Raw genomic sequence first — 24,209 nt, 5'->3', positions numbered from 1 at the left:
ATCCTGATCTAAAGTAATATAGGCATGAAAATGGTATTTATAACATTATTGATGATGGGATCAACTGATTTTTCATCTGCTGTACGGTCACCTTATTATTTATCAGAGCATCATTTTAAAAGTAATTTGAATATGGACAATAAAACAGTACTTGAAAAGGCAAATCTAGCTATCGCTAAAGGAGATTATGAAGGTTTTCTTTCCTACTGTACCGATGATACACAGTGGACATTTGTAGGTGAACAGGTTTTGAAAGGAAAGGAAGAAGTGCGAAAATATATGGCAGTTGCTTATACAGAACCACCTGAATTTGAAGTAGAAAAATTAGTAGCTGAAAATGATTATGTGGTGGCTATAGGAACAATAAGCATGAAGAATAAAGAAGGGAGAGCTGTTGATTATTCTTATTGTGATGTTTGGCGATTCCGTGATGGAAAGATGGCAGAATTGAAAGCATTTGTCATCGAAAAGACCTGATCATAAAAAAAATCCTCCGAAACGGAGGATTTATTATTGATACGCTTATCTTAAGATGAATAAGCGAAAGCTTTAGTTACGGAAAAAAGGGCTTACCCCTGAAGAATCAAAAGTAAAGGCAGTCTGATTTTCAGATTTGTCCAGTTTTTTGTTAATGGTAAGCGCCCATAAAACAAGCTCCTTACAGAAGTTCTGATCTTCTTCACTTAATTCGGAGGCGTTTTCCTCAACCACCTGCACCAGAGGAGCAATACTGTTAAGCTTGGAATAGAACTCTTCATCCGTATCCGTGTAGTTCAGTTCCAGCTGATTTTTGTTGAACCATTTGATCAGGTCAGTATAAGGAGTTTTGATGCCCTCTTTCTCCAGCTTGGAAATGCGTGGGAAAATCGTTTCAAACTGTACCATCACGGCTCTGTCGATTAATATTTTCGCTACATAATCTGCTCCTTCCTGCTCCCCTTCATAGACAAGTTCGATTTTCCCTGTGATCGATGGAATGATGGACATAAAATCAAGCAGGCGAACCGTTGTTTTTTCTGCATCGGTTTCTATTAAGCGCAGTTTTGCGGCAGCCACAAGGTTTTCCATTGCACTGATGGTCAATCGGGCACTTACCCCGCTTTTTTCATCCACATATTCACTGTCACGTGCTGCAAAGGCAACACCTTCCAACAGATCTTTTGCAAGACCCGGAACCTGTATCCTTGATTTGTCTTCAGGTGATATAAGAGCTTCCTGCTCCGTAATTTGACGGGCAAGATCAATGGTTCGGGGATAATGGGTGAAGATCTGCGAACCGATCCTGTCTTTAAGAGGAGTTACAATGCTTCCCCTGTTAGTATAGTCTTCAGGGTTTGCAGTAAATACAAACTGAATATCAAGAGGCATTCTCAACTGAAAACCTCTGATCTGAATATCTCCTTCCTGTAAGATATTAAATAACGAAACCTGGATGCGGGCCTGTAAATCAGGAAGTTCATTGAGAACAAATATCGAACGGTTGGCACGCGGAATCATTCCGTAATGCAGCACGCGTTCGTCAGAATATGGAAGCTTCAGAGTGGCAGCTTTAATCGGATCGATGTCTCCGATTAAGTCGGCAACATTTACATCCGGTGTGGCCAGTTTTTCAAAAAAACGGTCTGATCGGTGTACCCATGAAATAGGGGTGTTGTCTCCCAATTCATCAATAAGGTCTCTGGCGAATTTTGAGATCGGATGAAATGGACTGTCATTAATTTCAGATCCTTTTACAACAGGCATGTATTCATCCAGAAGGTCTACCATGCTTCTCGCAATTCTTGTTTTTGCCTGTCCGCGTAAGCCCAGTAAGTTAATATGATGCCCTGCTAGAATGGCTTTCTTCAATTGAGGGATTACGGTGTCTTCGTAACCCAGTAACCCTTTAAATACGGGTTCTTTAGCTTTAATCCTGGCAATAAGGTTCGCCTGAATCTCCTGACTAATCGTTTTATGGGTATATCCGGAATCTTTTAACTCTTTGAATGTAATATCGTTTTTCATTGTTTTTTTTAAATAAATAATCTATATACTGTAATAAAAGGATGAGAATCTATATATCTAACCTCTAACCTCTAAATTCTAAGATCTAAAATCTAGCATCAAACTATATTCTCCTTATCCTGTTTTTTTCATAATCTTCAAAAATCATCTGCCCCAAACCAGACAAACCTGTAAGAAATGCCTTCCCTTTATTCTGTGCTGTAAATACTTCCACAAATTTACGGAGATAGGGATCCTGGGCAATCATAAAGGTTGTAATGGGAATTTTCAGCTTTCGGGCCTGGGCCGCTTTATGCAGGCATTGTGTAACTATTTTTTCGTCAAGACCAACACTATTCATATAGAACTCACCGCTAGGCAGCTGAATGCAGCTCGGTTTTCCGTCGGTGATCATGAAAATCTGTTTATTGGTATTTCTTTTTCTGCGGAGAATATCCATCGCAAGCTCCAGACCTGCCACCGTATTGGTATGATACGGTCCCACTTTTAAATAAGGAAGATCTTTGATCTTAATGGGCCAGGCTTCATTGCCAAAGACGATAATGTCAATAGAATCCTTAGGGTATTTTCTATTGATCAGCTCAACTAATGCCATGGCTACTTTTTTGGCAGGAGTGATGCGGTCTTCACCGTATAAAATCATGGAATGGCTGATGTCAATCATCAATACGGTGCTCATTTGAGCTTTATGTTTTGTTTCCTCTACGATGAGGTCATCTTCCGTCATGCGTAAATCAGAAATGCCATTATTGATCTGTGCATTTTTTAAGCTCTCTGTCATATTAACCAAAGATAGTTCGTCTCCATATTGGTAAGATCGGTTCTCACCATCTTTTTCATCACCGATTCCCGTTTTTGAAGTGCGGTGATTTCCGATTCCCGTTTTCTTCAGTTTACCGAAAATCTGGTCCAGTGCATATTCTCTTAATGCAGACTCTAATTTGGCGGTTAATATATTTTTCCCTTTACCGGATCCTGTATTGCCGTCTTTCGGATCATCTTCCTCTTTGATGTACCCGCGCTTTTTCAGATCTTCCTCAAAGTCCTGAAGCGTATATTCATCATTGAAAATATCATACTCCTTATCGAGAAGATCAAGCCAGTGAAAAGCTTCCTCGATATCTCCGGAAGTGTGGGTGAGCAGATCCTTAAAAACATCAAAGACCCGGTCAAAATCTGATGTTTCTTCCGGAATATGTTTACTGAAAGTAAAACCTTTTTGAAAATTTAAATATTTGTTTGTCATAAGACATTGCGGTTTTTCGGTTAACTGCTTTTTTTTGTTTAGTAAAATTGTAATGTAATAAAGGAACCAAGTGATTGTTTCAGTCCTGAATCAAAGCGAAATGTATTTGCAATATTCCTTAATTTTTTATTGAATTTAAAAAACTACAAGTTATGAAAATATCATTTCAACATATCTGTTGGAAAATAGAAAATACTAATGGCTGTGATAAGCAATGAAAATATAATCGGTACAGATATTTTCGTGCTTCTCTTTTGATTTGCAGAAAGTTTTTAATGGATATTGTAATGATATACTAAATTATAATAAATTATTTTTAATAATTTTTCCTTTTATAAAGCCATTTTGGCAAAATTTTTATATCTATATATTCGTTTTATTTAAAAGGAATTTTTCGTTTACAGAATTGGGAGGAATATGTATATAATAACGGATCAGTTAAAAGATAATGGGTTTAGTATCAACCGGTTGGATTATATCATAAAAAGAAATAACAACAAAAGGGAGATGAACACGCTGGAATACTTTTGTATTTATATTGTTTTAGAAGATATTACATTAACGGTGGAAGATGTTGCGTACGGCATTAAAGCCGGTAATATTGCATTTGTAGGTCCCCAGAAGAAAATCGTTTTTGGCAAGACAAAAAGATCCGATGTCTTCGCGATCGTATTTTCTTCAACCTTTTATGAAAGATCGACAAAAGACAGCCTGTTTATCAACTCCCAGCTTTTCTTTAACTATAATTCAGATGTTTTTGTTGCTCCTTTTATCAATATAGAACAGATGCGTGTGGTATTTATGGAAAGAATGGAAAGCTTTCAGCGTAAAGATAAAAGCTTATATATTTCCGCCGCCCATAATGCCATTGAAAGGCTTATACTGGATGCCTTCTTGCATATTCCTACCGAAGAAATAAAAAATGATTTTAAATTCGATTATATGTATTATGTCAATCGGTTTAAAGTGATTTTGCAAAGGGATTATAAAACGGCAAAAAAGGTTTCTTACTATGCCAATGAACTCAGTATATCTTCAAGGAGATTGACGGAGATGACTGAATACATGCTGGGAAAAACTGCAAAACAGGTGATCATTGAAAAACTGGTGAACGAATGTATAAAAGCCCTGAAGTTTTCCAATTGTACGATTTCCGAAGTTTCTTATGAGCTGGGTTTCAGCGATGAAGGGAATTTCAGCAACTTTATCAAAAAACATACCGGTAAAAATCCCTCCGAAATGAAATAATTATCGAATTTATTGTAGGTGGGTATAGAATTTATTGTATATTTACCTATGTAACCGATTGGTGAAAAATCCAGGCAATATGCTTTTTAAATGGTTTTTATTAATTGTTTTATTTTTTGCTTGTGCAAAATCTTTTGCTCAGAACTCTGATGCTTTGAGATTAAATGTACGGTTGTATCCGGCACAGATATTTTCTATCAATAATGATGAAGAAGATTCCGGAGCAACAACGTCTCGATTACCGGAATTTAAATCCGTGACCGTATCGAGTCCCTCAGGTTTTGAAGTAAAAGTACATCATGAGACCTTTAATGAGGATAGTGCAAATCTTAAAAACAATGATAACTGTTACAAAGAACATAATCTGATTGATCGTCAAAAGGGAGTAATTCAGAAGGTATATAAAATACATGAAAAATTAGAAGCTGTACTAAAAAAATCAGGTTGTGACTCGGGTTTTAAAGCTGATCACGTCGTGCTTACGCTAATTTCTCAGTAAAATTTTAATAAGACTTGTGAAAATTACTACTGAATATATGGTATTTTTTTAAAATGCCTTTTTTACCGATATGTATGTAAAAGTGAATTATTTGAGATTAAAATAATAGCGCTTTTACGGAATAGCGGTTCTATCGTTATATTATTCGACGCTTTTTATGATTTTTTCATAAAAGGCTATTTCTTTTTGTGAATAATTCACTACATAAAATTACAAGTTATAAGTGTTTTTTCACAAGAATGCAGGCTTTCTTTCTCTATACATTTGCAGCGAATTTTAAAAATTAATACAAACATCATTTTAAACTATGAAGAAATGTGTCTTAGCTTGTTTTGCTTTAGTAGGATTTGCAACATTGAAAGCTCAACAGAATGTAACCCTAAACGTAAGACTGAAGCCTATTCAGACCCTTGTTGTGAATAATGCACAGAAGGTTGTTAACCTAGACTATGTAACCAAAGACGATTATGTAAACGGAGTTTCTTCTGTGAATGCAGATCACCTGAGCATCTACAGCACCGGTGGATTTCAGGTAAAAGTAAAAAGTGCCAATGCTGCTTTACAGAATGCGGGTAAAAATATCCAGGCCAATACCATTCAGATCAAAGCAAGTGCTGGTTCTGAGGCAGTAAACGGAGCTCAATATGCACAAAACGTGCAGCTATCAGCGAATGAAACAACATTGGTAACATCTTCTAACGGAGGAGTGGATAAGAAAATCAATATTGAATACAAAGGAGCCGGAGCTAACGCATATCTTGATAATTATATCGCGGGTCAGGATCCTACAGTATACACTACAGAGCTAACGTATACTATTATTTCCCAATAAGATAATGTAAATACGATTACAGGATAAAGTGTTGCAGGTCTATTGCTGCACTTTATTCTTAATATGAAGTATCTGTAATGAGAAAATTTTCTTTCTTCTTTTGCTCCTTGTTCTGCGGCTTGTTTTCTACAATTTTTGCACAAACAGGAGTCTCTGTATCTCCACCACGGCTGTATTTCGAATCTGATCCGGGACATAGCAATACTCAAAAAGTAACTGTAACGAATGTAAGCGCAAAGAACTCTCTGGATCTGGCCATAAGCCTCGGTGACTGGGAGTATGATGAAAAAGGGGAAAATATGACCTATGGAGCCAATACAAGACCTGCATCCTGTGCAAGCTGGGTGTCTGTGAAAAAAGAAGAAAATTATTTTACGCTCGCTCCGGGCGAAAAAAAAGACATTGATGTTACCATTACTGCTCCCACCACCTTATCGGATAATTTAAAAGCTCATACTGCAGTGTTGTATGTCAGTCAAATGAATCCTGTGGATGATGTAGATAGTAAGGGGGCTCATATAAAGGTCAGCATACGATCCGGAATCAAGCTTTTTCATAAGCTGCCATTACCGGGGACTAAAAAAATTGAAATTCAGAATCTTGTCTACGGGAAATTGAGCAACAAGCTGGATCTGTTTTTTGAAAACCAGGGAGATGTGTGGATTGACGGAAAAGTATATACGGACCTTGTGAATATGGAAAACGGTAAGAAAACGGCACTTGATCCTGTTATCTTTTATACAATGCCGGGAAATAAGAGGGAAATGAATATTTCTTTGCCTTCCACCCTCGAAAAAGGAAAATACACTGCTTCTGTAATGATCGATTATGGGGACAGTAACAATCTTGAACTGGGAGAGCTAAGCTTCACTTATGAAAAGTAAAAAGCTCGTCCTCTTCTTTGGGCTGATTTCTGTGGGTTGTTTTTCGCAAGTAACATATACTTCATGGATAAACAGCTATTTACAGATCAATTCTTATGGCGGTAATACCAATCCGGATGCCTATACTTTTACTTTGGCAGGGAATGGTCAATTCAATATTCCTCATTGGAGGGTATCCATGAGACTAAAGCAACCCATTACTTCCAATGACGGAAAATATGTAATGCCTGCCAATAAAATTTCTTTTCAGCCGGTATCTTCCTCAGGTCAGGCCTATCCCGGACCTGTTCCCACGCTTCCCCAGATCAGAATGCCTTTACATGTTTTTCTTCAGGAAGGACAGGAGGTTTTTTTAATCCCCCAGTCCAATGCACCATTGAATAATCAGCCTGTACAGCCTAACGGATATTATAATCTTCAGGTGAAATACAGCCTGAATGTAACGGGAGGATCTTACCTTGGAAATTACCCTTCATGGATCACTTTTACGGCACCTGTACAGTTCACGGCCTATGATCAATACAATAATATCATAGGAAAAACGGATCATAATTTCCAGTTTCAGATCGGTGTTCTTTCAGGAACCCCAACGGAAGTTCCGGAACTTTCACTAAAATTTTCTGCGAATGCAACCAATGGATCGCTGGAGTTTAAAAGTATGGAAGATTACATAAAGGGCGTGAGTGTATTGTATACCAATGCTTTGATTGTAAGCAGTAATACGAATTATCAGATCAGGATGAAGTCTCTTCAGGGGCAGTTTAATTCTCCGACAGGGAATACGATTCCTCTGGGAACCGTTAAAATGGGTCTTACGCCTGTTGCAGATAATAAAGGAAATGTATATCCGGTTACTTTAAGTGCCACACCTCAACTGATCGCAACGGGAGGTTCTACAAAAGGCTCCAATGTTTATTACGATATCAGATATTCCACGAATGCTAATGATGAACGGTTGATTAATGCCAGATCGGAAGAATATACCACTACAATTCAATACGAGATAATTCCTCAATAACCATGCTATATAATCTTTTCAAAAGGACATTTTCTGTTTTTTTGATACTTATTGCTGTTTTGATTTCCGCACAGAATAATGCAGGGGTTATTTTGGAGATCCGTAATGAATCCAGGGCGGATAAAGGAAATATAATAGATCTTATCGTAGTGGTAAAAAATACCGGAAACGATCCATTCAGCGGGAAGGTTGAAATCACCACACCTTCAGGGTTCAGGAACATCTCACCTGGCAAAACGGAAGTACATATGAAGCCGGGTGAAAATTTATATCTGCCGGTAAAGATCCTGGTAAATAACAATGTTGTTGCCGGAAAATCTCATATTCTATGTAAACTTACGGATGGACAAAATTTTGTGATCGCAAAGCAGGAGATACCCTACGTGGTGTCCGAAAATAATATGATGCGGATCACTCCTGAAAACCCGGTAGTTTATATGAATAATGTAAATGATTCTGTAGAAGTGAAAGCAAGGGTTTCTAATCTTGGTAATAAAAGGCAAAACGTCACGCTGGTATTTAAAATTCCGGAAGTTTCCCAGGGAAGTATTTTTATCGAAAAAAGCGGTACCATTGAAGTGGAGAAAGATTCAGTATTTGTGTTTCGTTTTTTCCCATCTAAAGTGTTGATGCGGAGCTCACAATTTACAGTCCAGATTGCAGGCTTCAGAGAGCCGGATAAGGAAATATTCGGAAATACTTCTGTTTCGGTTCAGAATATATCTTCCACCCAACGTTATGAGGACAGGGAAACCGATATTTTCTCAAATTTCAGTAAGAACAGTATTACAGCCAGTTACAGGCGTGTGGGTGAAAACCTGGATATGTACCAGATGATCGGGTCTGGAGGCTTTAATCTTCCTTCGGGATATCTCTATATAAGAGGGAACATCTATGCAATGAACAATCATAGTGATCCCGTTGTGAATAATACTTATATATCGTACCACCGGGAGAATAATGAATTTACCCTGGGTAACATGAGCAAATTACTTGAACTTTCCCTCTTTGGAAGAGGAGCAGAGTATGCATTTACATCTTCTGATAAAGATAAGAAAATAGAGGTAGGTTTTGTAGATCAAAGCTTTAGTCTGATTGAAAGGAATTCATTTTTAAAAAACGGCTATGGTTTTTATACCAGAGGAACCCTGGGAGCACAAAATGCATCTCGAAGCATATCGGGAACTTATATTTTCAGAAACGATCCTTATGACAAAGCAAGGCATCATCTTGCAGGTACAGATGTACAATATGCTTTCAATCAGGACTGGAAAATGAATGCTAAAATGTACAGTGGACTTAGCTTTTATGAAGATATCAATACTACTAAGCCTTCTTTAGCACTGGAATCTCAGTATTCAGGAAGGATAAAGAAGGTGAACCTGAACGGAAATTATTTTTACAGTACCGATTATTATCCTGGAAACAGGAGGGGAATGCTACAGATTCAGCAGAATTTTTCCACCCATATTTTTACCGATCATTATGTGTATGCTAATGTAACGGTGTCTGATTTTTCTCCTAAATTTTATTTTTATAATACAGCCATGCAGTCTGATAATATAAGAGTGGATACCGGAATCAATTTTCCTAAAAAAGGTAATTTTGGGTTAGGGGTAGGATATCAGTATCAGGAAGAAAGGTCCAATTCCTATAATAACTTTTTTAATGTTCCGGGTAACCAGGAGTCAAAACAGCTGAAAGCACAGAGGCTTACTGAATATATAACGTGGTTAAGTCCGGATAAAAAGCATTCTTCCATTATTGGGATTGAGACCGGACTTGTTAATTACCCTAATGCAGATCACCCGGATTATCAGATGAAAATTAATGGGAACTACAATTATAAGTGGCTTAATGTAAATTGTACGTACCAATATGGAAGCTATTTTCTTTCAGAATATGCTTTTTCAAAAATGATGAATGTAAATACTCCTTATGAAAAGCTTTCTCTTTCTGCTTTTGTCAATAAAAATCTTTTCCGGGAAAAAATAAATATAAGTTCAGGAGTATCCTATACCCATGATGTTTTATATGGAAGGTCGCCGTCCGGTTTTGTCAACCTGAAATATTCTAAGGAACGCTACGGGCTGTATCTCAACTCTTCATGGTTTAACTATTCTTCTAACCATTTTACCAATAACCTTTTAACGATCGAAGCAGGTGTTACCATAAATTTTCAGACCAGTACACTAAATCCCGGAAAAAAAGGAGAAATAAAAGCATTTGTCTATTACGACCGTAATAATAACAATGTATATGATGGGGAAGACCAGGAGGCAAAGGATTATTTAATTATGCTGAATAATATTTCATTCAAAACAGATCAAGAAGGGAATATCAGGTATCAATCAATTCCTTTTGGAAAGTATGCTTTAAAACAGATTATCCAGCAAGGCTGGTACTATGATGAGGCATCATTTGAGGTGGATAAACACCATTATTCCCTGGAAATTCCTCTTCATCAGAATGGGACTTCGAAAGGAAAAGTTATCTATCAGTTTGATGCAAAAACAGCTTTAGAATTCAGTCCTAAAATCGGAGGGATTATTCTTAATATAATTCATAATGATCAGTTCCTGCAACGGGTAATGACTGATGATAACGGAGAATTTATTTCTTTTCTTGAATCAGGAAGTTACAGGATCGAACTTAATGGGAATTCATTGCCCGCCAATACTTATTGTGAACGAATGACCGCTGATTTTACAGTGGAGGCAGGAAAGATCGTTAGTCTGGAACCGTTCATTATTAAGGTGAAAGAAAAAAACATCAGGGTTAAAAAGTTTGGGAATTAAATTTGTGATCAACTACCCATTGTAGGGTTTTCTTCTTTAATTTTAAGCTTACAAATAATGTCTGAGAAAGACAATACGAGACAATACGATAATTGATTTAAGTAAGTGTAAAGGAAATTTTTAAAAGATGTCAATAGTTCCTGAGAAGAATAGAAAATCATTAAATTTGATAGAACAACAATCCTGATAGTTTTTCCCGGAGGTCTTTTTTCTAAAAATACTATCTTTGTGAACAATAAAAATAGCATGATGAAAAAAGTAATATTTCTGGCTTCAGCGGTTCTTGTACTCAATTCTTGTGTCGTTTCTACTGCGGCAAAAGTGGTGAAGGGAGCTGTAAATGTAAGCTACAAAGCGGTAAAAGGAACAGTAAACGGAATCAGCTGGGCAGTGAGCAAAGCAAAAGGAAAGATTGATGAAGACCGTTTGGATGGTACCTGGAAAGTAGTAGGGGTTTACAAAGGTTCTTTTGAAGACTTTTCAAAAGATCAGAATCCTGAAAGCTCATTTACATCAGAATGTACAGATGGTTTTGATCAGATCATTTTCAAAGCTAAAAAATCTAAGTTTCAGCCGGTACACTGCAGCTCTGAGAAGGAAGACTGGGTGAAATATTCAATGGAATTCGGGAAAAATCCTGTAACCAAAGAAAAAGAAAATTATATAGAATATAATTCCAATAATTATATCTCAGTTATTGACGTGAATAATAAAACAATGGTTCTGGAAGGAAACCTGATGCCTAAACTGGCATTTACCGGAGCTAAACTATATCTTTTGGAAAAAGTAAAATAAGGTTTTTCAGGATATGAAAATAAATAGTTCTTTAATTCCCGGAAAGGGAATTTTTCTTGCCCTTTTCTTTTCTTTACACATCGGTGTAAATGCCCAGAAAACGGAAGATATTTCCACCATTTCAGAAAAAGATCTCACCCATATTTTAGAAAAGAACAGATCGTTTTATACACAGGGAAAAGTAGCAAACTACATTCCCGAATTGGGAAAAATGGATGCTCAGTCTATTGCTTTATCCATCGTCGGAAAAAACGGAAAAGTATTGAATGTAGGAGATGTAGGCAAGAAATTTACGATGCAGAGTATCTCTAAAATCATAGCATTAATGATTGCAGTTAGTGAAAAGGGAGAAGCTCATGTTTTTGATAAGATGGGATATTTCGGGACAAGTCAGCCCTTTAATTCCTTTTCCAATCTGGAAACATCTGGAAAACCTCTTAATCCTATGATGAATGCAGGAGCCATTCTTACGACTTCTTTAATTTCCGGGGATGGAGAGAAACCTTTTCTTAAGATTTTAGAAATGGTTCGGTACATTACCAGAAATCAGACACTGGACTATAACAAATCCGTGTATGAATCGGAAAGATCTACCGGTCACCGTAACCGGGGAATGTTCTATCTGATGAAAAATAACGGGTTGATTTCAGGAAATGAAGATCAGCTTGATAATTACTTCAAACAATGCTCCATCGAACTCACAGCAGAAGATCTTGCCAAAATAGGCTATTTTTTTGCGAACGGGTGTGTTCGTTTTGATGGTGATTCTCAGTATAAAAATGCAGAGATAGCCCAGTTGATAGAATCCCAAATGCTTATTGCGGGGATGTATGAATTCAGTGGGGAATATGCAAGAACCGTAGGCTTGCCAAGTAAATCAGGAGTTGGGGGAGGTATCGCGATAAGCGTTCCCGGAAAAATGGGTATCGGGGTTTTCAGTCCTGCCTTGGATCAGCATGGTAACTCATTGGCGGGTTATCATATGATTTTGGATCTGGTGAGGCAATATCATCTCAGTATATTTTAAAAAATATTTTATCATGTATTGGATGGCCTATCATCAATACGTTGATTTGTATCCAACTCTGATTGTATTTATATCAAAAAAATATTCATTGGAATATGGAAAATAGGTGTAATTTTATCTAAGTGATTCATCATGAGTATGGTCTATGGTGTGGGAGTCATTTTTTAACCTATTCCCAATTTGTTTATGAAAAATACTTTCAACACCACGTCCTCCATCAGGAAAAACATCCTTACTTATCTTGGATTTACCCTTCTATTCTGTTTGCCGGTTTATTATATGTGCATCCGTACAGGTAAATTAGGCGGAGGAATCATATCTTATGCTACCATTGTTATGTGGTGTCCGGCTATCGCTGCCTTACTTACATGTCGTTTACGTGGTATTCCCATTTCATCACTGGGCTGGAAATGGGGGCTTACAAAATACCAGTTGCTGGCGTACGGAGTTCCGTTTTTATATTCGTTTGTGCCCTACGTGATCATCTGGATCAGCGGGGCAGGAGGTTTTTATAATCATCAGTTTATAGATGAAACAGGAAAAGGGATGGGCTGGGACCTGCCAGATGGAGCGGTTCTCGTCTTGTATATCCTGTTGATGAGCAGTTTTGGGATGGTGCGATCTGTCGGTTCTGCTTTAGGTGAAGAGATCGGATGGCGGGGATTTCTCACTCCTCAGCTGGCAAAAATCAATTCCTATACCGCTACCTCACTCTGGATGGGACTAATCTGGTCATTCTATCACTATCCATTGTTGCTCTTTTCAAACTACAATACGGGAGGGCCTAAATGGTTGGCACTTGTCTGTTTTACCGTTATGATATTTGCAAGCTGCTTTATTTTTACATGGATCCGTTTGAAGTCGGGAAGCCTTTGGACGGCAGCCATTATGCATGCCAGCCATAATCTTTTTATACAATCGATTTTTACACCTCTTACAGTGGATAACGGGAACACCAATTACTATATCGATGAATTTGGTATTGCGGTACCGCTTGCGACAGTGGTGGTGGCTTATTTCTTCTGGAGGAAGCGGAAAGAGCTGCCAAATCAGGGAAAGGAGGAAATCATTTCATCTGAGATTTCCTGATCATTCCGGGTGAAATTATCAATAGAATAAACAATGCCCTGAAAATAATAAGGGCAAAGTTATTTTTTAATTTAATTAGTTTTGTTAAAAGCTTAAGTCCTGCCATTTACTTAGAATAGCATCTGCAGCAGATGCATAAGTTGGGCTGCCGCTGAGAGTTGCTCCTCCCAGTATGCCAACCAGTTGAGGATTATCTCCTGTAGTAAAAATAGCAGATCCTGAATCTCCCGGTCTTGAAAAGAGTCCTGAATTTCCCTGAATCATCACCAGGTTATTGGCAATCACCTGATCTCCGTTAAAGTCTGTTAGTCTAAGGGAGGTTGTAATACTCGTGACGTTTCCGGTGGTGATATCACTGGTGATCCCGCTTTTACGAACTTCCGCTCCTATAAGAAATGCGTCAATCTGTGCAAATCCACTAATGATTTCCTCTGCTCCAAATACTTTTCCTATCGTGGCATTTCTATCTTTTCCTTTTCTGGCAATGGCACCATCTAACCAAACATTGATCGTTTTAAAGTCTCCGCGTGGTACCAGAACATTTTCATAATAATAATCCTTCAGGGTTGCACAGTTGTGGCAGTAATTTAAAGCGGTTCTCCATTTAGACTGTTGACAAACATCAGAATCCAATTCGGTACCGACACCCGCAAGAACATGGGCGCATGTCAGCATATATGGATGTTCGTCGGGTCCCTTTTTTACCATTACCCCTAAAGTACCACTGCCTGCCATTTTTTTACCGTTTTGTCTGAGTGTCCCATTGGCTGAGATACTGATTCCGCCTATCAGGGGATCGGTTTTTTCATTTCGGGTGGTTACCTCAGCTACTTCGTAAGACAAAGGTTCAGGATCTACTTCCAGTTCAATAACATCTGTAGGGCACCCAAAGATGGTCAGGGGAATAGCCTGTGAAACCTCAGACAAAGGGAGTTTATTTTTCACTCCAAAGGTATAGCTCAGTGTTTTGGTAAGGCTGTCGTTAACGGTTTTCAGAGAAACCCCGACCGAGGTTATTTCAGGTCTCTGGAAATATTCTTCAATAAGTTCGGGTAATTTTTCGGCCATTTTATCGTGTAAGGCCACTTCTTCGTTGCTTAATTTCATGATATAGTTATTTAGGTTGTTGTATAAATGCTGAAGAAAGGTCACCAGTAGGTATACGCATGTGTAATTAATAAATTTACAATCTGGATTATCTCATTTTCTAAAGTCTTGCGTAGCCATGGCTGCTTGATTTTTGAAGATAATCCTTCAGGTCTTCATAGGAAAATGGCTGACTGTATATTCCGGGTGCGTAATCTTCTGCAGGATCCATGACTTCATGATAGGTATGAATCGGGGTAAGACTTTTAGGATAACCGCCATATTCGTTTGGTGCGTTCCAATAAGCGAATATTCCATAGGCTATTGCCTGTATTCTCCTTTTGAAAAGTTTATGTTCTTCTATTGAAGCGTTTGATGCAGGTTTTAAAAGAGAAACCATTTCAAAGAGTCTTGCAGCCGTATGGGAACGGCCTGTTTCAATAGGCATTCTTGCTCTTCTTGCCATTATGGTGTCCGGTGAAGCTTCGTTCCTTGTTCCTGCTCCTAATCTTCCCTGATCCCATTTGATTTCTCCTTTGTGTTTTTTAGGGTCTTTTGAAAAAGGAGTAAGATTCTTTTGGAGTACTGCTACGCGTTCGTAATCAAAATCCTCATTTAATTCCCATCTCATGGGTCTGGGTGGGCTGTTTTTACCCTGGTAAGGATGTGGGATTAAGACAGGATGTGCCGTAGGTAGCGCTCTGCTGTTTCCCCGGGGGCTAAACAGTTCTTTAATATCATGAAGGATAGCAATATTTTCACTCACGGTAAAATCCTTTTCTGAAAAAGCCAGACTGATCCTGTCTGTTTTTATGAACATCATTTCTAATAGTGGTTGTATGCTTCCAATATTATCTATGGTAGGTTCGGTCCGTAATCTTGGATAGGAATTGGCAAGGTTGTAGCTGCCTCCCATATTCGGGAGCAGGTTGGCAATAGGGTTTGTGGTCAGGTAATAACTTAGCTTTCCACTAATACTTTCTTTTTTCCATAATTCAGCTGCTATGGCCCTTCGTAATTCATTGAGAACGGCAGCAATTTTCTCATTACTTAAAATTTTTATGGCGAGCTCAGTTTCCTTTTGCTTATTTTTCCGCAAAGAAGGATGTGAATCGTAAATGAGCTGCCTGTAAAAAGATGGCTTGTCCGGAAATGATTTCCAGTAAGCTTTAGGCTGGTCGTCGTCTAATCCGATCGAGGGCTTTACGGAGCCAAGCATGATTCCTGAAGGCAGTTGCCATGGCTCAGACCGTATCCATTCATTAAACGTTTCCTGAAGATAGGTTATATTTAAATCTCTGGGCAGAAGATGCATTACTTTTATCCCATACTCATAAGCCTTTAAAGGTAATATCTCTTTTTTCTCGCCCGGTTCTAATAGTTTCTGGTAATTTAACATTTTGTATAATTTGGTGATGATCTATGATCTTATTTACATCACAAAGTTCGAAGGAATAGTGAGCCTGTAAAAGAGAGTAAATACCCATTTTTAGAAATTGGGGGTATACCCTGATTGATTATATGGACGCATATAATAATGTGTTTAAAACAAAAAGATGAGCTGTGAAGCTCACCTTACGGGTATAAATGATATGATTGAAAAGGGTGTTGATGGAAGAGCATACGCGCATGAGAGGAGCATGTATGGATTCTTACCATTTTTGTCTTATTCCGGATGAACAGCTCAAAGTAACAAACAAAAAGAGATGAATTGTAGAGTAGAAATAACCAAATATAACTTTCCGTACAAATACTTACCCCATACTTTGCATGCGATTTACAGAATAGGTAATCTTACCTAATCGATTTGGTATAATAGTACATGAAAAAGCAGGCTTTTTAAAACCTGCTTTTATGTTTGTTAGCTTATTAATGGGATGTTATACTAAGTATATAATTGCTTGAAATATTTCACATGTAAATAAAACGGAATCAGTGATTTGATGGACGCTACATGAATGTTTTTTTCTTTCAAACGTGCAATATCAACGACAGGTCTGTAAATGATGACATAAACGAAGAGGTAAATTACAAAATAGACAGAATTTAAGCTGTTGATAAAAAGAAGCCCTAACAGAGGCATCAATATAACAATATAATAAACTAATGCATTTTTCATAGTGAACAATTTTTGATGGCACAAGCCGCCGTAACTGCAATAGAAGTCTGGGGAATAAAGGCTGTTTCAACCCACAGTGTTACACTCATCCAGCCGTGGTTCACATAAGTCCCCGCAATGCAATTAGCTACTGCCTGCCCACATCCTCTGCTTGTTGTGCCGGATGTGCTCAGATCCTGAACATTTCTGAAATAGATGCGCCCTTCCTGTTTATTTAAAACGTAATCAACAGAATTGATTAATTCCTCACCATCATAATACTTAACAGTAAAGTTTTCATCATCTACCTTACTCATTCCTGTTTCTAAAATTCCTCCGAAATTTCCCTGATCATCAGGAACTGCAAATATGGCCATTTGCTCTTCTTTGGAATCAAAATTGAAATCCCTCTGCAGAAAATAATAAGCATCTACTTCCTTGTTATAATACACATTATCCGTATCATAAACAGTAGAGTCTATAACTCTAGATGTTTTTTTATCTCCTATTTTAGATTGAATGTAAGCCTTAAATTTGGCACTAAGATCATTCTTTACGACCTTGTTTTCTTTTTGTTGTACATTTTCTTCATCCTGTCCACATGATGTTAACCCCAGAGTTGCCAGCGCAAATACAAATAGAAATGCTTTTCTCATAATTTTGAATTTAATAGTTTTAATTTTTTTGACACCGCAAATCTAATTGTTCAGCACAAAATGAATAGAATGAAAAAATTAAAAAAAAATTAAAATTTATATTTGTTTAACTGTTGTCTATTTATTGATGGATATTAACATGTATTGTTTAGTTTTTATTGAAGATTAAGATGGTGTATTGTAATATTAATGATTTTTCTGAATTACAGTAGGAGAATTAAAAGTGTAGTTTTATGCCAAATATTGTAGGGTTAAATGCGTTAAAAGATGTATTTGTTATGTTTTTCACATCTCTATTTGTGCAAATTGATAGTCGTTTGGGATATTTATGCAAATGATTTGATCATACGGTGATAATCCTTATCGCTGATATTGGATGCCTTCACTTTAATGCGAACCGGAGATTCTTTCTGCTGGCTGTTGACTTCGATTACAATCTTTTTTGCCATTAAGGATTCTTCAATTTTAAATGCACGAAGACGGTTGACCGGATAATCAACACTAGGGAATATGACTCCTTTTTTCAGCGGATGATAATATTTAATTGAGAAGACAGCTCCGGTGTTTTCAAAATGAAAAACTCTTAACCTGATGATACTGGTTAAAGTCAGCACGAATACAACAAGAGAAGCAGACAGTATTGTCCATAAAATACTTTCTTCCATAAAGGATTTTAGGATGTAGCTGCCAATGGCTAAGAATACATCAATTATCAATAAAGCCATCAGAATTCTCATCTTGAAAATGACTTTTTTTCGATTAGTTACGACCATGTTTGTTTTTATTAATTAATCTTAAAAATTTGTTTATTTTGTAAAAATAATAAGATTATTTTATTTACAATATGTTAAATTGTAAAACTTTAATGGAAAATATTTTTTATATGACGGGCGGTTCGTAACTCTATGTTTTTCAGGTTAAAATAGGCATTATTTTATTTTTAATTCTCTTCTTTGTGATATTTTAAAATGAGGATTTTTCCAGTGGAAAAATGGTATTCATCCAAAGCATAAAAGTACCGACAAAACTGAATGGCTAGAGATATAAATGATGATTGCCCTGATAGAAGGCATTTCGGGAGATTTGAGAAGAAGAAAAGAATATTTCTTAAGAATTTCTGAACTCGGAAGCATTTTTTCCCGAGTAGATTTTAAAAAACCGGCTGAAATGAGCTGAACTTTCAAATCCGAGTTCGTAAGCTATTTCTTTTACGGATTTATCTGAATAATGAAGATAACGTTTAGCTTCCAGGATAATTCTGCTCTGTATAATCTTTGACGGTGCGGGTTGTTTCAGGATAGCAAAGATGTTGCTTAGTGTTTTGGGAGATTTGTGAAGGGCTGCTGCATAAAAATTGACACCGTGTTCCTGTTTGAAGTGCGCTTCAAGAACCAGCATGAATTTCCTTACCAAATCCATTTTTTCATCGGGAAACAACTGATAACTTTCAGATTGCTGTTTTGCAATCCGGGTTGTTTTAATAATTAGCTGTTTGAGGAGTGTTCGCAACATTTCTCCCTGGAAGTTATCTGTAGATTCCCATTCTTCCTGAAATAGTTTTTCGAGCTGAAGCATCGCTCTTTTTTCGGAAGGATTCAGCCGGATGAACATCGGATGTTGTATTCCATAAAAAAGAAATCCTACGCAGCCCACCTCAGCATCGTGATCTACAATGCAGTAAAATTCACGGTTGAACTGCCACGCAACGAGCTGATCCGGACGTTCGAAAACAAAATGTAAACTGGCAACCAATGGTAAAATACAACCTTCCGGCAGCGTATATTCTATTTCATCTATGGTCACAGTTTGTGCCTCGCCTTTGTTGTAAACAAATGTGTTGATAGGAACTGGTGAGCCATTTCGCAATCCGATCCCTTTTAATTCCTCGTTATTGATATGCATAATAAAACGGGCGAGGGTAGATTTGTCTTCGTATTTCCGGATCATTTTATCTTTACATTATGATATCAGTACTCTGTTTATATAGGTAATCCTGGTTACTAAAATTAATTATTTTTTTTCTAATGCTTCCTTTCCTAATTCTATAAGGCCTTTACCATCTACATATCCTATTTGCCTCAGCACAAGCTTGCCATTAGGATCAAAAAACAGTAATGAAGGATAAGAGTTTACTTTCCAGTCCTTTGCCAGTTCAATACCTTCTCCTTTTTCCATATCAATTGTATAATTGATGAAATTTCTGTTAAAATAGCCGGCTGCCATCTTATCTTTGAAAGTCTTTGATTTTAATAGCTTGCAGGGACCACACCAGCTTGTGTAAGCATCTACAAAAATGGTTTTACCACTTTTCTTTGCTTCGGCACTGACTTCTTTCCAGCTGATGTTTCTGAAATTGATTTCTTCCGGAGAAATGTTGGCTTTGGCTGTTTTTTGTTGAGCCGTACAAAAGTTTACCGTGAATAAGAAGGCCAGAAGGCTGTAGAGTAATTGATATTTTTTATGGGTAATCATGTCTATAAATCGTTTATAAGGTGATGGGCTGCTGATCTTAATAGTTCGGGATTAAGCCGCTGTTTAAAGTCGGGATTTATATATTCAAAATGAATAGTTCCTTTTCTGTCTAAAATAAACACGGATGGCACGGGAAGTAGCAGTTCGGTATTCTTTCCACCTGTCGTTTTCGGAAGCATTTCCCAATACCCTTTCGGTGCCTTAAAAGCAATCCCGAACTGTTTGGAAAGCTTCAGGTCTGCATCTGATAATAGGGTATAGCTTAATTTTTCCTTAGTGGCAGACTGCATAAGTCCTTCAGGCTGGTCCGTACTGATCGCTATGATCTGGTATCCGGTTTTTTCAAGATCGGGTGCAATTTCCTGTAATCCTGAAAGCTGCTTGGAGCAATAAGGGCACCAGCCTCCTCTGTAAAATATCAGGACAGTCGGTTTTTGGGATACTGCAGCATTGAGATCGAAACGCTTTCCGTTTGCGTCCGGTAAAGTGGCTACAGGAATTTTTTCTCCGTTAAGTAGGGGACTGATATCTTCAGGTTTTTGAGGAATGGTGTAAGCGGGTGATTGCATTTCACTTTCCGTCATTTCCATGTGATTCTGTTGTTTCTGTGCATGGAATGATGAAGGGATAAGAAAGAACAATGAGCCTAATGTTCCTGATATGATCGTACGCTGTATTAAATTTTTCACGTTGGATTATTTTTTTTGATTGGGAAAATTGGACACCTTTAAGTGTCCAATTTTTATTGATTTTTATTTCTTCTAAGAGCTCAATCTATTGCAGGGTTACCTTAATGATATTGGAAATCGATGGTAACGTTGTAAATGCATTCGGATTAGGTACTTCCTGTATTGGTTTACTTTCCGTAAGCGGAGTACCTGCCAGGTTGAATTGCGTTATACCTGCACCCGGAAACTGGTTGAGGGCTGTTCCATTATCATACAGAGCTATTGAAGCTGAAATATTACCTTTTTGCGTAGCATCCACACCACTTCCTTTGGTTGCAAAGAACCAGTCATTAGAGAAGCCGTACATGGTAGCGACTGCAATTTTATCGCCTGGTGATACATTCAGCTGCTGGGAAACTTTCCCGCCTGCTTGTCCACCTATTTTAGGCAATAATACGGTTGAACCGGCTGCTGCTAAAACATAGACTTGTTTAACTCCGGGCACATTTTTCAGATATCCTGCCAAAATACTTGCATCTCCTTTTTGTGCCAGTTCTTTTAATCCCTGCCCTCTGTCATTTTCTCCGTTTTTGTAGATCGGATTGTCTATACCATTGTAAACGACTACAAGAATAGGGGAAAGAGGAGTGAAAATTCCGGTTTGTCCCTTGATGTAATTTCCGAGATCAGTAGGATCGCCGGCTTCTGCGATTTTGGTTAGCCCGTTAACGGATGGCATTCCTTTTTTATAAAGGGGTTCCGGATTCAGAAGATTCCCCCCTGCAATGTAAGAGATGGCCCAAACGCCGGGACTGAAAGGAGTAGGATTGGTGGTATTTCCGGATGTATTGGCAATTGTTACCGTGAACGTTGAGTTTCCATCGTAATGTAAAGATACTTTCATTAAAGAAGAAGCCGGTGCATAGGTGTGTCCCTGGGCATCTGTTCCTGCTACTTCCGTGATATTTTTGGCGGTCGTCTCTGCCGTTCCCGGATGTATTAGGGTTGCTCCCGGTGTCTGGTTGATTCTTGTTCCGTTATCCCATAATTTAATCTGGGCCGAAACATCCCCTTCTATAGGAGTGCCGTTATCCTGATATAATTTGATTCCTGGATTTTCCGGTGCGAAAAAAAGGTCGTTGGACCAGCCGTACATCGTAGCAAAGCTTAAAGCTTGTCCTTTAGCAGCAGAAAACTGGAAAGAGATAGATTCTCCGGGCATAATAACCGGTGAGGCTCCATTGTTTTTAAACGTTCCGGATTCCACCAAGGGTCTTGAGTCCAGAACATTTTCAACTGTGATCGTTGATGGCATTCCATTTTCCATAGGGCTGTCATCATTGTCATTGCACGAAAGCAGGACCAAAGGTATTGCAGCTAATGTCAGCCAACTGGATTTTAATTTATTCATTTTCATTTGCTTAAGTATTTTAAATTACAAAGCAAAGATATTGGGACATCCGTTCAGAAGTGGTACCTGCATTTCCCGCGGTGTTGACGATATTTCCCGAAGTGTATCTGGTGTCGGTTATTATACATGGAGAACAGGAGGTAAAAATACAGATGCGTAATTAAGAATCTTCATCCTGAATACCGGTTAATAAATCCTGAAGAAAGAAATTAAATGGATTTTACTATTAAAATTGAAATTTTTTAAATGTTTTCAAAGAACTTTATAATCCTAAAACAGTATCAAAAGGCTTATAGGATGGGCTTTTTATGCAATGTATTGTGCTTTTAATTTCACCTTTAGGAGAATACCCTCATTTTTAAAAATCAGTTTTTTCCCTGAACGATGACTTCTTTTAGTTTATGAAATTTGTATCAGACAAAAGAGAGAAAGTAACGAAGTACTTACCATTTCAATCGCAATATAAAACAAAAGACTGAATGGAGATGAGAGAAATCTTATAGAATGTCAAAAAAAACTAAAACTAAAATAACCATTTAAACGAAAAATATGGCAGATACAGTAAACAACCAGACTACAGATGCAGTTACGCAGACGAATGTTACCGTGCTTGGTGAGTCTCCGGCACAGGCCATGAGTATGCTTTATCAGATGGCCACACACGCCAGCGGGATTTCTATCCAGAACTCGGTATCCAATCAGCAGAACCTGAATCAATTAAACCCTGCGATTGTTGCGGATGCCATAAAGATTTTAAAAGGATAACCTAAAACCTTACAACCATGGCTGAGAATGATAAAGATGCAACAAAAAAAGCTGCAAAAGCTGATCCTACCACTCCGGAGGAGAAAGCAGTAGTGTTTGTGAACACAGAAGTTTTATCGCCGCCACCTACCGACCCGATGTTAGGCGCTGCGAAAATAATGATTGATCAGTCGACCGGGATGATGGTGCAGGATTTACAGTCATTTTTAAAAGGATTTGAACAGGTGGGTCTGGTAGCTCTGAGTAAACTGGCTTTCAATTATTTAACATATGGAAATTACTATCCCGGCGGGAAAAAAAAGAGTCCAAAGGAAGAAGATGATGAAGATATGGAAGTGCCGGAATATGATCCGGCAGGAGGAAACGGAAATGCAATGATGAAGGACCTTTTCAAAATAGTAAGTGATTATGCAGAAGCCAAGACAAAGCTCTCCGGGACCATTTACAACAGCAACATTACTCCTTTTTCAAACGGAAACACAGACCTTCCCCCTTTGGCAGATGTAACCGTGGAAAGTGAGGATTCCGAAAAAAAAAACGAGTAACGCTGCCGGCAGCGGAAGAAACCCCGATACCGGAAGATCCTATGAAAAAGAACTTTACCGTGGCTGACGAGCAGGGAGGGGGAGTTGTGCTGAAATCTATAAAATTAACGGAGCCATTAGTAAAACCGGAAATCAAAGAAGCGGTAGTTCCTGTTGAACAACACATCAGTGAACACACCAAAAAAACTATACTAACAAAACTAATCGAAAAACTTAAAAAAATAAGAGATGAATTATTCAATTGAACCAAAACCAGCGAAGGTTTTAAACCTGCGTACCCTCAGGGAGCTGAATGAAAGCCTTTATCTTACCAGAACGGATGACAATGCCTATTTCAGTGTAAAGAAGCCGGAAAATAACAGCGATCGTGATATATTCGGTCTGCAAACCTCCAATGTCACCATTCAGCCTACGGTAAGGCCGGTCATTAGTATGAAAGGCAAAAGAACCAACAACTATCAGTCGTTTGTTATCGAACCTAAAGACAAAGCGACCGGAATTGTAGTGGTGATGATCAAACTGGAAGAAAATCAGACTTTTTTCTGTAATATAAGGATCCTTCCTCTGAGCACCCTGGCAGATATTACCGAACCGGAAGTAGATTCCAGGCTTCTTACCATTAATCTTGAAAAATCGAAATGTGTTCTCAAGACCGATATTACGATCACCGCATCCAATACAGGTGAAGCCCTTTATTCAGTGCATGATGTAGATGTGAACGCAATTGCTAACCTGGTGACTCCGGAGGAAATTATAGAATTAAAAAGGGAGCTGGAATTCCAGGGATCAAAACTAATGGCTCATTATTTCCAGGAAATCCTTGATATTATCCTTAATGAAGCTGTTCCCGTGCATGGCAAGCCGCCGGTAATTCCGGACGACTATATCCTGAGCCTTCCCAACGACCAGATCAAAGAAATGATGACAGCGTGTGCGATCACGGGATGTATTGCCCTGGAAATTATCGGAGCCAATGTGATTCTGGACCTTAACAGGGACTGGACGACTGCAGGCGCTTTTCTCGGCTATTTGCTGTAGGAGATCATTCCTGCGCGGCTGTCTCTTTTC

At 38.1% G+C, this 24,209-nt stretch carries 26 protein-coding genes; 15 read left to right on the top strand and 11 right to left on the bottom strand.

All coding sequences use genetic code 11. The annotated features are described in order from the left end of the window. Positions 1 to 24 precede the first annotated feature (24 nt). Complete coding sequence (locus AC0INN_RS20110; protein WP_306614814.1) at positions 25 to 477, top strand: nuclear transport factor 2 family protein; 453 nt, start codon at positions 25 to 27, stop codon at positions 475 to 477. A 72-nt stretch (positions 478 to 549) separates the two neighbouring features. Here the strand turns inward: AC0INN_RS20110 and AC0INN_RS20105 are convergent, their stop codons facing one another. Together AC0INN_RS20105 and AC0INN_RS20100 are read right to left on the bottom strand one after the other, a co-directional pair. Beyond that, positions 550 to 2,004 (bottom strand): sigma 54-interacting transcriptional regulator, encoded by a 1,455-nt coding sequence (locus AC0INN_RS20105; RefSeq protein WP_306614812.1) that lies wholly within the window; start codon positions 2,002 to 2,004, stop codon positions 550 to 552. Positions 2,005 to 2,107: 103 nt separating this feature from the next. Continuing rightward, positions 2,108 to 3,250: a vWA domain-containing protein gene (locus AC0INN_RS20100; RefSeq protein WP_306614810.1), complete on the bottom strand. Its 1,143-nt coding sequence runs from the start codon at positions 3,248 to 3,250 to the stop codon at positions 2,108 to 2,110. A 417-nt stretch (positions 3,251 to 3,667) separates the two neighbouring features. Here AC0INN_RS20100 and AC0INN_RS20095 point away from each other — a divergent pair, with 417 nt between their 5' ends. From AC0INN_RS20095 to AC0INN_RS20055, 9 genes are all read left to right on the top strand, one after another. Next, positions 3,668 to 4,498 (top strand): helix-turn-helix domain-containing protein, encoded by an 831-nt coding sequence (locus tag AC0INN_RS20095; RefSeq protein ID WP_172279429.1) that lies wholly within the window; start codon positions 3,668 to 3,670, stop codon positions 4,496 to 4,498. Positions 4,499 to 4,577: 79 nt separating this feature from the next. Next, positions 4,578 to 4,997: a hypothetical protein gene (locus AC0INN_RS20090; protein WP_172279427.1), complete on the top strand. Its 420-nt coding sequence runs from the start codon at positions 4,578 to 4,580 to the stop codon at positions 4,995 to 4,997. Between the two features lie 307 nt (positions 4,998 to 5,304). Then, the gene (locus AC0INN_RS20085) at positions 5,305 to 5,829 is read left to right on the top strand and encodes a hypothetical protein (RefSeq protein WP_172279425.1); all 525 of its coding nucleotides are present in this window, start codon (positions 5,305 to 5,307) and stop codon (positions 5,827 to 5,829) included. 77 nt (positions 5,830 to 5,906) lie between these two features. Then, on the top strand, positions 5,907 to 6,713 hold the full coding sequence (locus AC0INN_RS20080; protein WP_306614807.1) for a fimbrial biogenesis chaperone: 807 nt from the start codon (positions 5,907 to 5,909) through the stop codon (positions 6,711 to 6,713). Then, positions 6,703 to 7,731: a hypothetical protein gene (locus tag AC0INN_RS20075; RefSeq protein ID WP_306614805.1), complete on the top strand. Its 1,029-nt coding sequence runs from the start codon at positions 6,703 to 6,705 to the stop codon at positions 7,729 to 7,731. Before AC0INN_RS20080 ends, AC0INN_RS20075 begins: the two co-directional genes overlap by 11 nt. 2 nt (positions 7,732 to 7,733) lie before the next feature. Further along, positions 7,734 to 10,529, top strand: coding sequence for a COG1470 family protein (locus tag AC0INN_RS20070; protein ID WP_306614803.1), 2,796 nt, complete (start codon positions 7,734 to 7,736; stop codon positions 10,527 to 10,529). Positions 10,530 to 10,778: 249 nt separating this feature from the next. Beyond that, complete coding sequence (locus AC0INN_RS20065; RefSeq protein WP_172279417.1) at positions 10,779 to 11,324, top strand: hypothetical protein; 546 nt, start codon at positions 10,779 to 10,781, stop codon at positions 11,322 to 11,324. Between the two features lie 13 nt (positions 11,325 to 11,337). Continuing rightward, positions 11,338 to 12,351: a glutaminase A gene (gene glsA / locus AC0INN_RS20060; protein ID WP_306614801.1), complete on the top strand. Its 1,014-nt coding sequence runs from the start codon at positions 11,338 to 11,340 to the stop codon at positions 12,349 to 12,351. A 186-nt stretch (positions 12,352 to 12,537) separates the two neighbouring features. Continuing rightward, the gene (locus AC0INN_RS20055; protein ID WP_306614799.1) at positions 12,538 to 13,440 is read left to right on the top strand and encodes a CPBP family intramembrane glutamic endopeptidase; all 903 of its coding nucleotides are present in this window, start codon (positions 12,538 to 12,540) and stop codon (positions 13,438 to 13,440) included. Positions 13,441 to 13,524: 84 nt separating this feature from the next. On the opposite strand, the gene AC0INN_RS20050 is transcribed toward AC0INN_RS20055, so the two are convergent. Together AC0INN_RS20050 and AC0INN_RS20045 are read right to left on the bottom strand one after the other, a co-directional pair. Continuing rightward, complete coding sequence (locus AC0INN_RS20050) at positions 13,525 to 14,547, bottom strand: chymotrypsin family serine protease (protein ID WP_306614797.1); 1,023 nt, start codon at positions 14,545 to 14,547, stop codon at positions 13,525 to 13,527. Between the two features lie 100 nt (positions 14,548 to 14,647). Then, the gene (locus AC0INN_RS20045; protein WP_306614795.1) at positions 14,648 to 15,925 is read right to left on the bottom strand and encodes a PH domain-containing protein; all 1,278 of its coding nucleotides are present in this window, start codon (positions 15,923 to 15,925) and stop codon (positions 14,648 to 14,650) included. A 157-nt stretch (positions 15,926 to 16,082) separates the two neighbouring features. Between AC0INN_RS20045 and AC0INN_RS20040 the strand changes: the two genes are divergently transcribed. Next, a complete protein-coding gene (locus tag AC0INN_RS20040; protein WP_306614794.1) occupies positions 16,083 to 16,205 on the top strand; it encodes a hypothetical protein in 123 nt (40 codons plus the stop codon). A gap of 206 nt (positions 16,206 to 16,411) precedes the next feature. Here the strand turns inward: AC0INN_RS20040 and AC0INN_RS20035 are convergent, their stop codons facing one another. The 7 genes from AC0INN_RS20035 to AC0INN_RS20005 all read right to left on the bottom strand — a co-directional run bounded on the left by AC0INN_RS20035 (position 16,412) and on the right by AC0INN_RS20005 (position 21,831). After that, positions 16,412 to 16,645 (bottom strand): hypothetical protein, encoded by a 234-nt coding sequence (locus AC0INN_RS20035; RefSeq protein WP_172279407.1) that lies wholly within the window; start codon positions 16,643 to 16,645, stop codon positions 16,412 to 16,414. Continuing rightward, positions 16,642 to 17,280 (bottom strand): hypothetical protein, encoded by a 639-nt coding sequence (locus AC0INN_RS20030; protein ID WP_306614792.1) that lies wholly within the window; start codon positions 17,278 to 17,280, stop codon positions 16,642 to 16,644. Before AC0INN_RS20030 ends, AC0INN_RS20035 begins: the two co-directional genes overlap by 4 nt. A gap of 326 nt (positions 17,281 to 17,606) precedes the next feature. After that, a complete protein-coding gene (locus tag AC0INN_RS20025) occupies positions 17,607 to 18,005 on the bottom strand; it encodes a hypothetical protein (protein WP_172279403.1) in 399 nt (132 codons plus the stop codon). A 382-nt stretch (positions 18,006 to 18,387) separates the two neighbouring features. Continuing rightward, the gene (locus AC0INN_RS20020) at positions 18,388 to 19,227 is read right to left on the bottom strand and encodes an AraC family transcriptional regulator (protein ID WP_306614789.1); all 840 of its coding nucleotides are present in this window, start codon (positions 19,225 to 19,227) and stop codon (positions 18,388 to 18,390) included. Between the two features lie 63 nt (positions 19,228 to 19,290). Next, a complete protein-coding gene (locus AC0INN_RS20015; protein ID WP_273648578.1) occupies positions 19,291 to 19,752 on the bottom strand; it encodes a thioredoxin family protein in 462 nt (153 codons plus the stop codon). Between the two features lie 2 nt (positions 19,753 to 19,754). Beyond that, the gene (locus AC0INN_RS20010) at positions 19,755 to 20,441 is read right to left on the bottom strand and encodes a peroxiredoxin-like family protein (RefSeq protein ID WP_306614786.1); all 687 of its coding nucleotides are present in this window, start codon (positions 20,439 to 20,441) and stop codon (positions 19,755 to 19,757) included. Positions 20,442 to 20,526: 85 nt separating this feature from the next. Further along, positions 20,527 to 21,831: a spondin domain-containing protein gene (locus AC0INN_RS20005; RefSeq protein WP_306614784.1), complete on the bottom strand. Its 1,305-nt coding sequence runs from the start codon at positions 21,829 to 21,831 to the stop codon at positions 20,527 to 20,529. Positions 21,832 to 22,380: 549 nt separating this feature from the next. Between AC0INN_RS20005 and AC0INN_RS20000 the strand changes: the two genes are divergently transcribed. From AC0INN_RS20000 to AC0INN_RS19985, 4 genes are read left to right on the top strand one after another with little or no spacing between them, the layout of a single operon-like run. Next, the gene (locus AC0INN_RS20000) at positions 22,381 to 22,596 is read left to right on the top strand and encodes a RebB family R body protein (protein ID WP_034684366.1); all 216 of its coding nucleotides are present in this window, start codon (positions 22,381 to 22,383) and stop codon (positions 22,594 to 22,596) included. A gap of 17 nt (positions 22,597 to 22,613) precedes the next feature. Then, positions 22,614 to 23,141, top strand: a complete 528-nt coding sequence (locus AC0INN_RS19995) for a hypothetical protein (RefSeq protein WP_306614782.1) — start codon at positions 22,614 to 22,616, stop codon at positions 23,139 to 23,141. Between the two features lie 41 nt (positions 23,142 to 23,182). Continuing rightward, complete coding sequence (locus AC0INN_RS19990; protein WP_172279393.1) at positions 23,183 to 23,386, top strand: hypothetical protein; 204 nt, start codon at positions 23,183 to 23,185, stop codon at positions 23,384 to 23,386. Then, complete coding sequence (locus tag AC0INN_RS19985) at positions 23,370 to 24,179, top strand: hypothetical protein (RefSeq protein ID WP_273648573.1); 810 nt, start codon at positions 23,370 to 23,372, stop codon at positions 24,177 to 24,179. The genes AC0INN_RS19990 and AC0INN_RS19985 overlap by 17 nt, the downstream gene beginning before the upstream one ends. Positions 24,180 to 24,209 lie beyond the last annotated feature (30 nt).

This window comes from Chryseobacterium subflavum, assembly GCF_055762745.1.
This window is presented reverse-complemented; position numbering and strand designations above follow the sequence as displayed.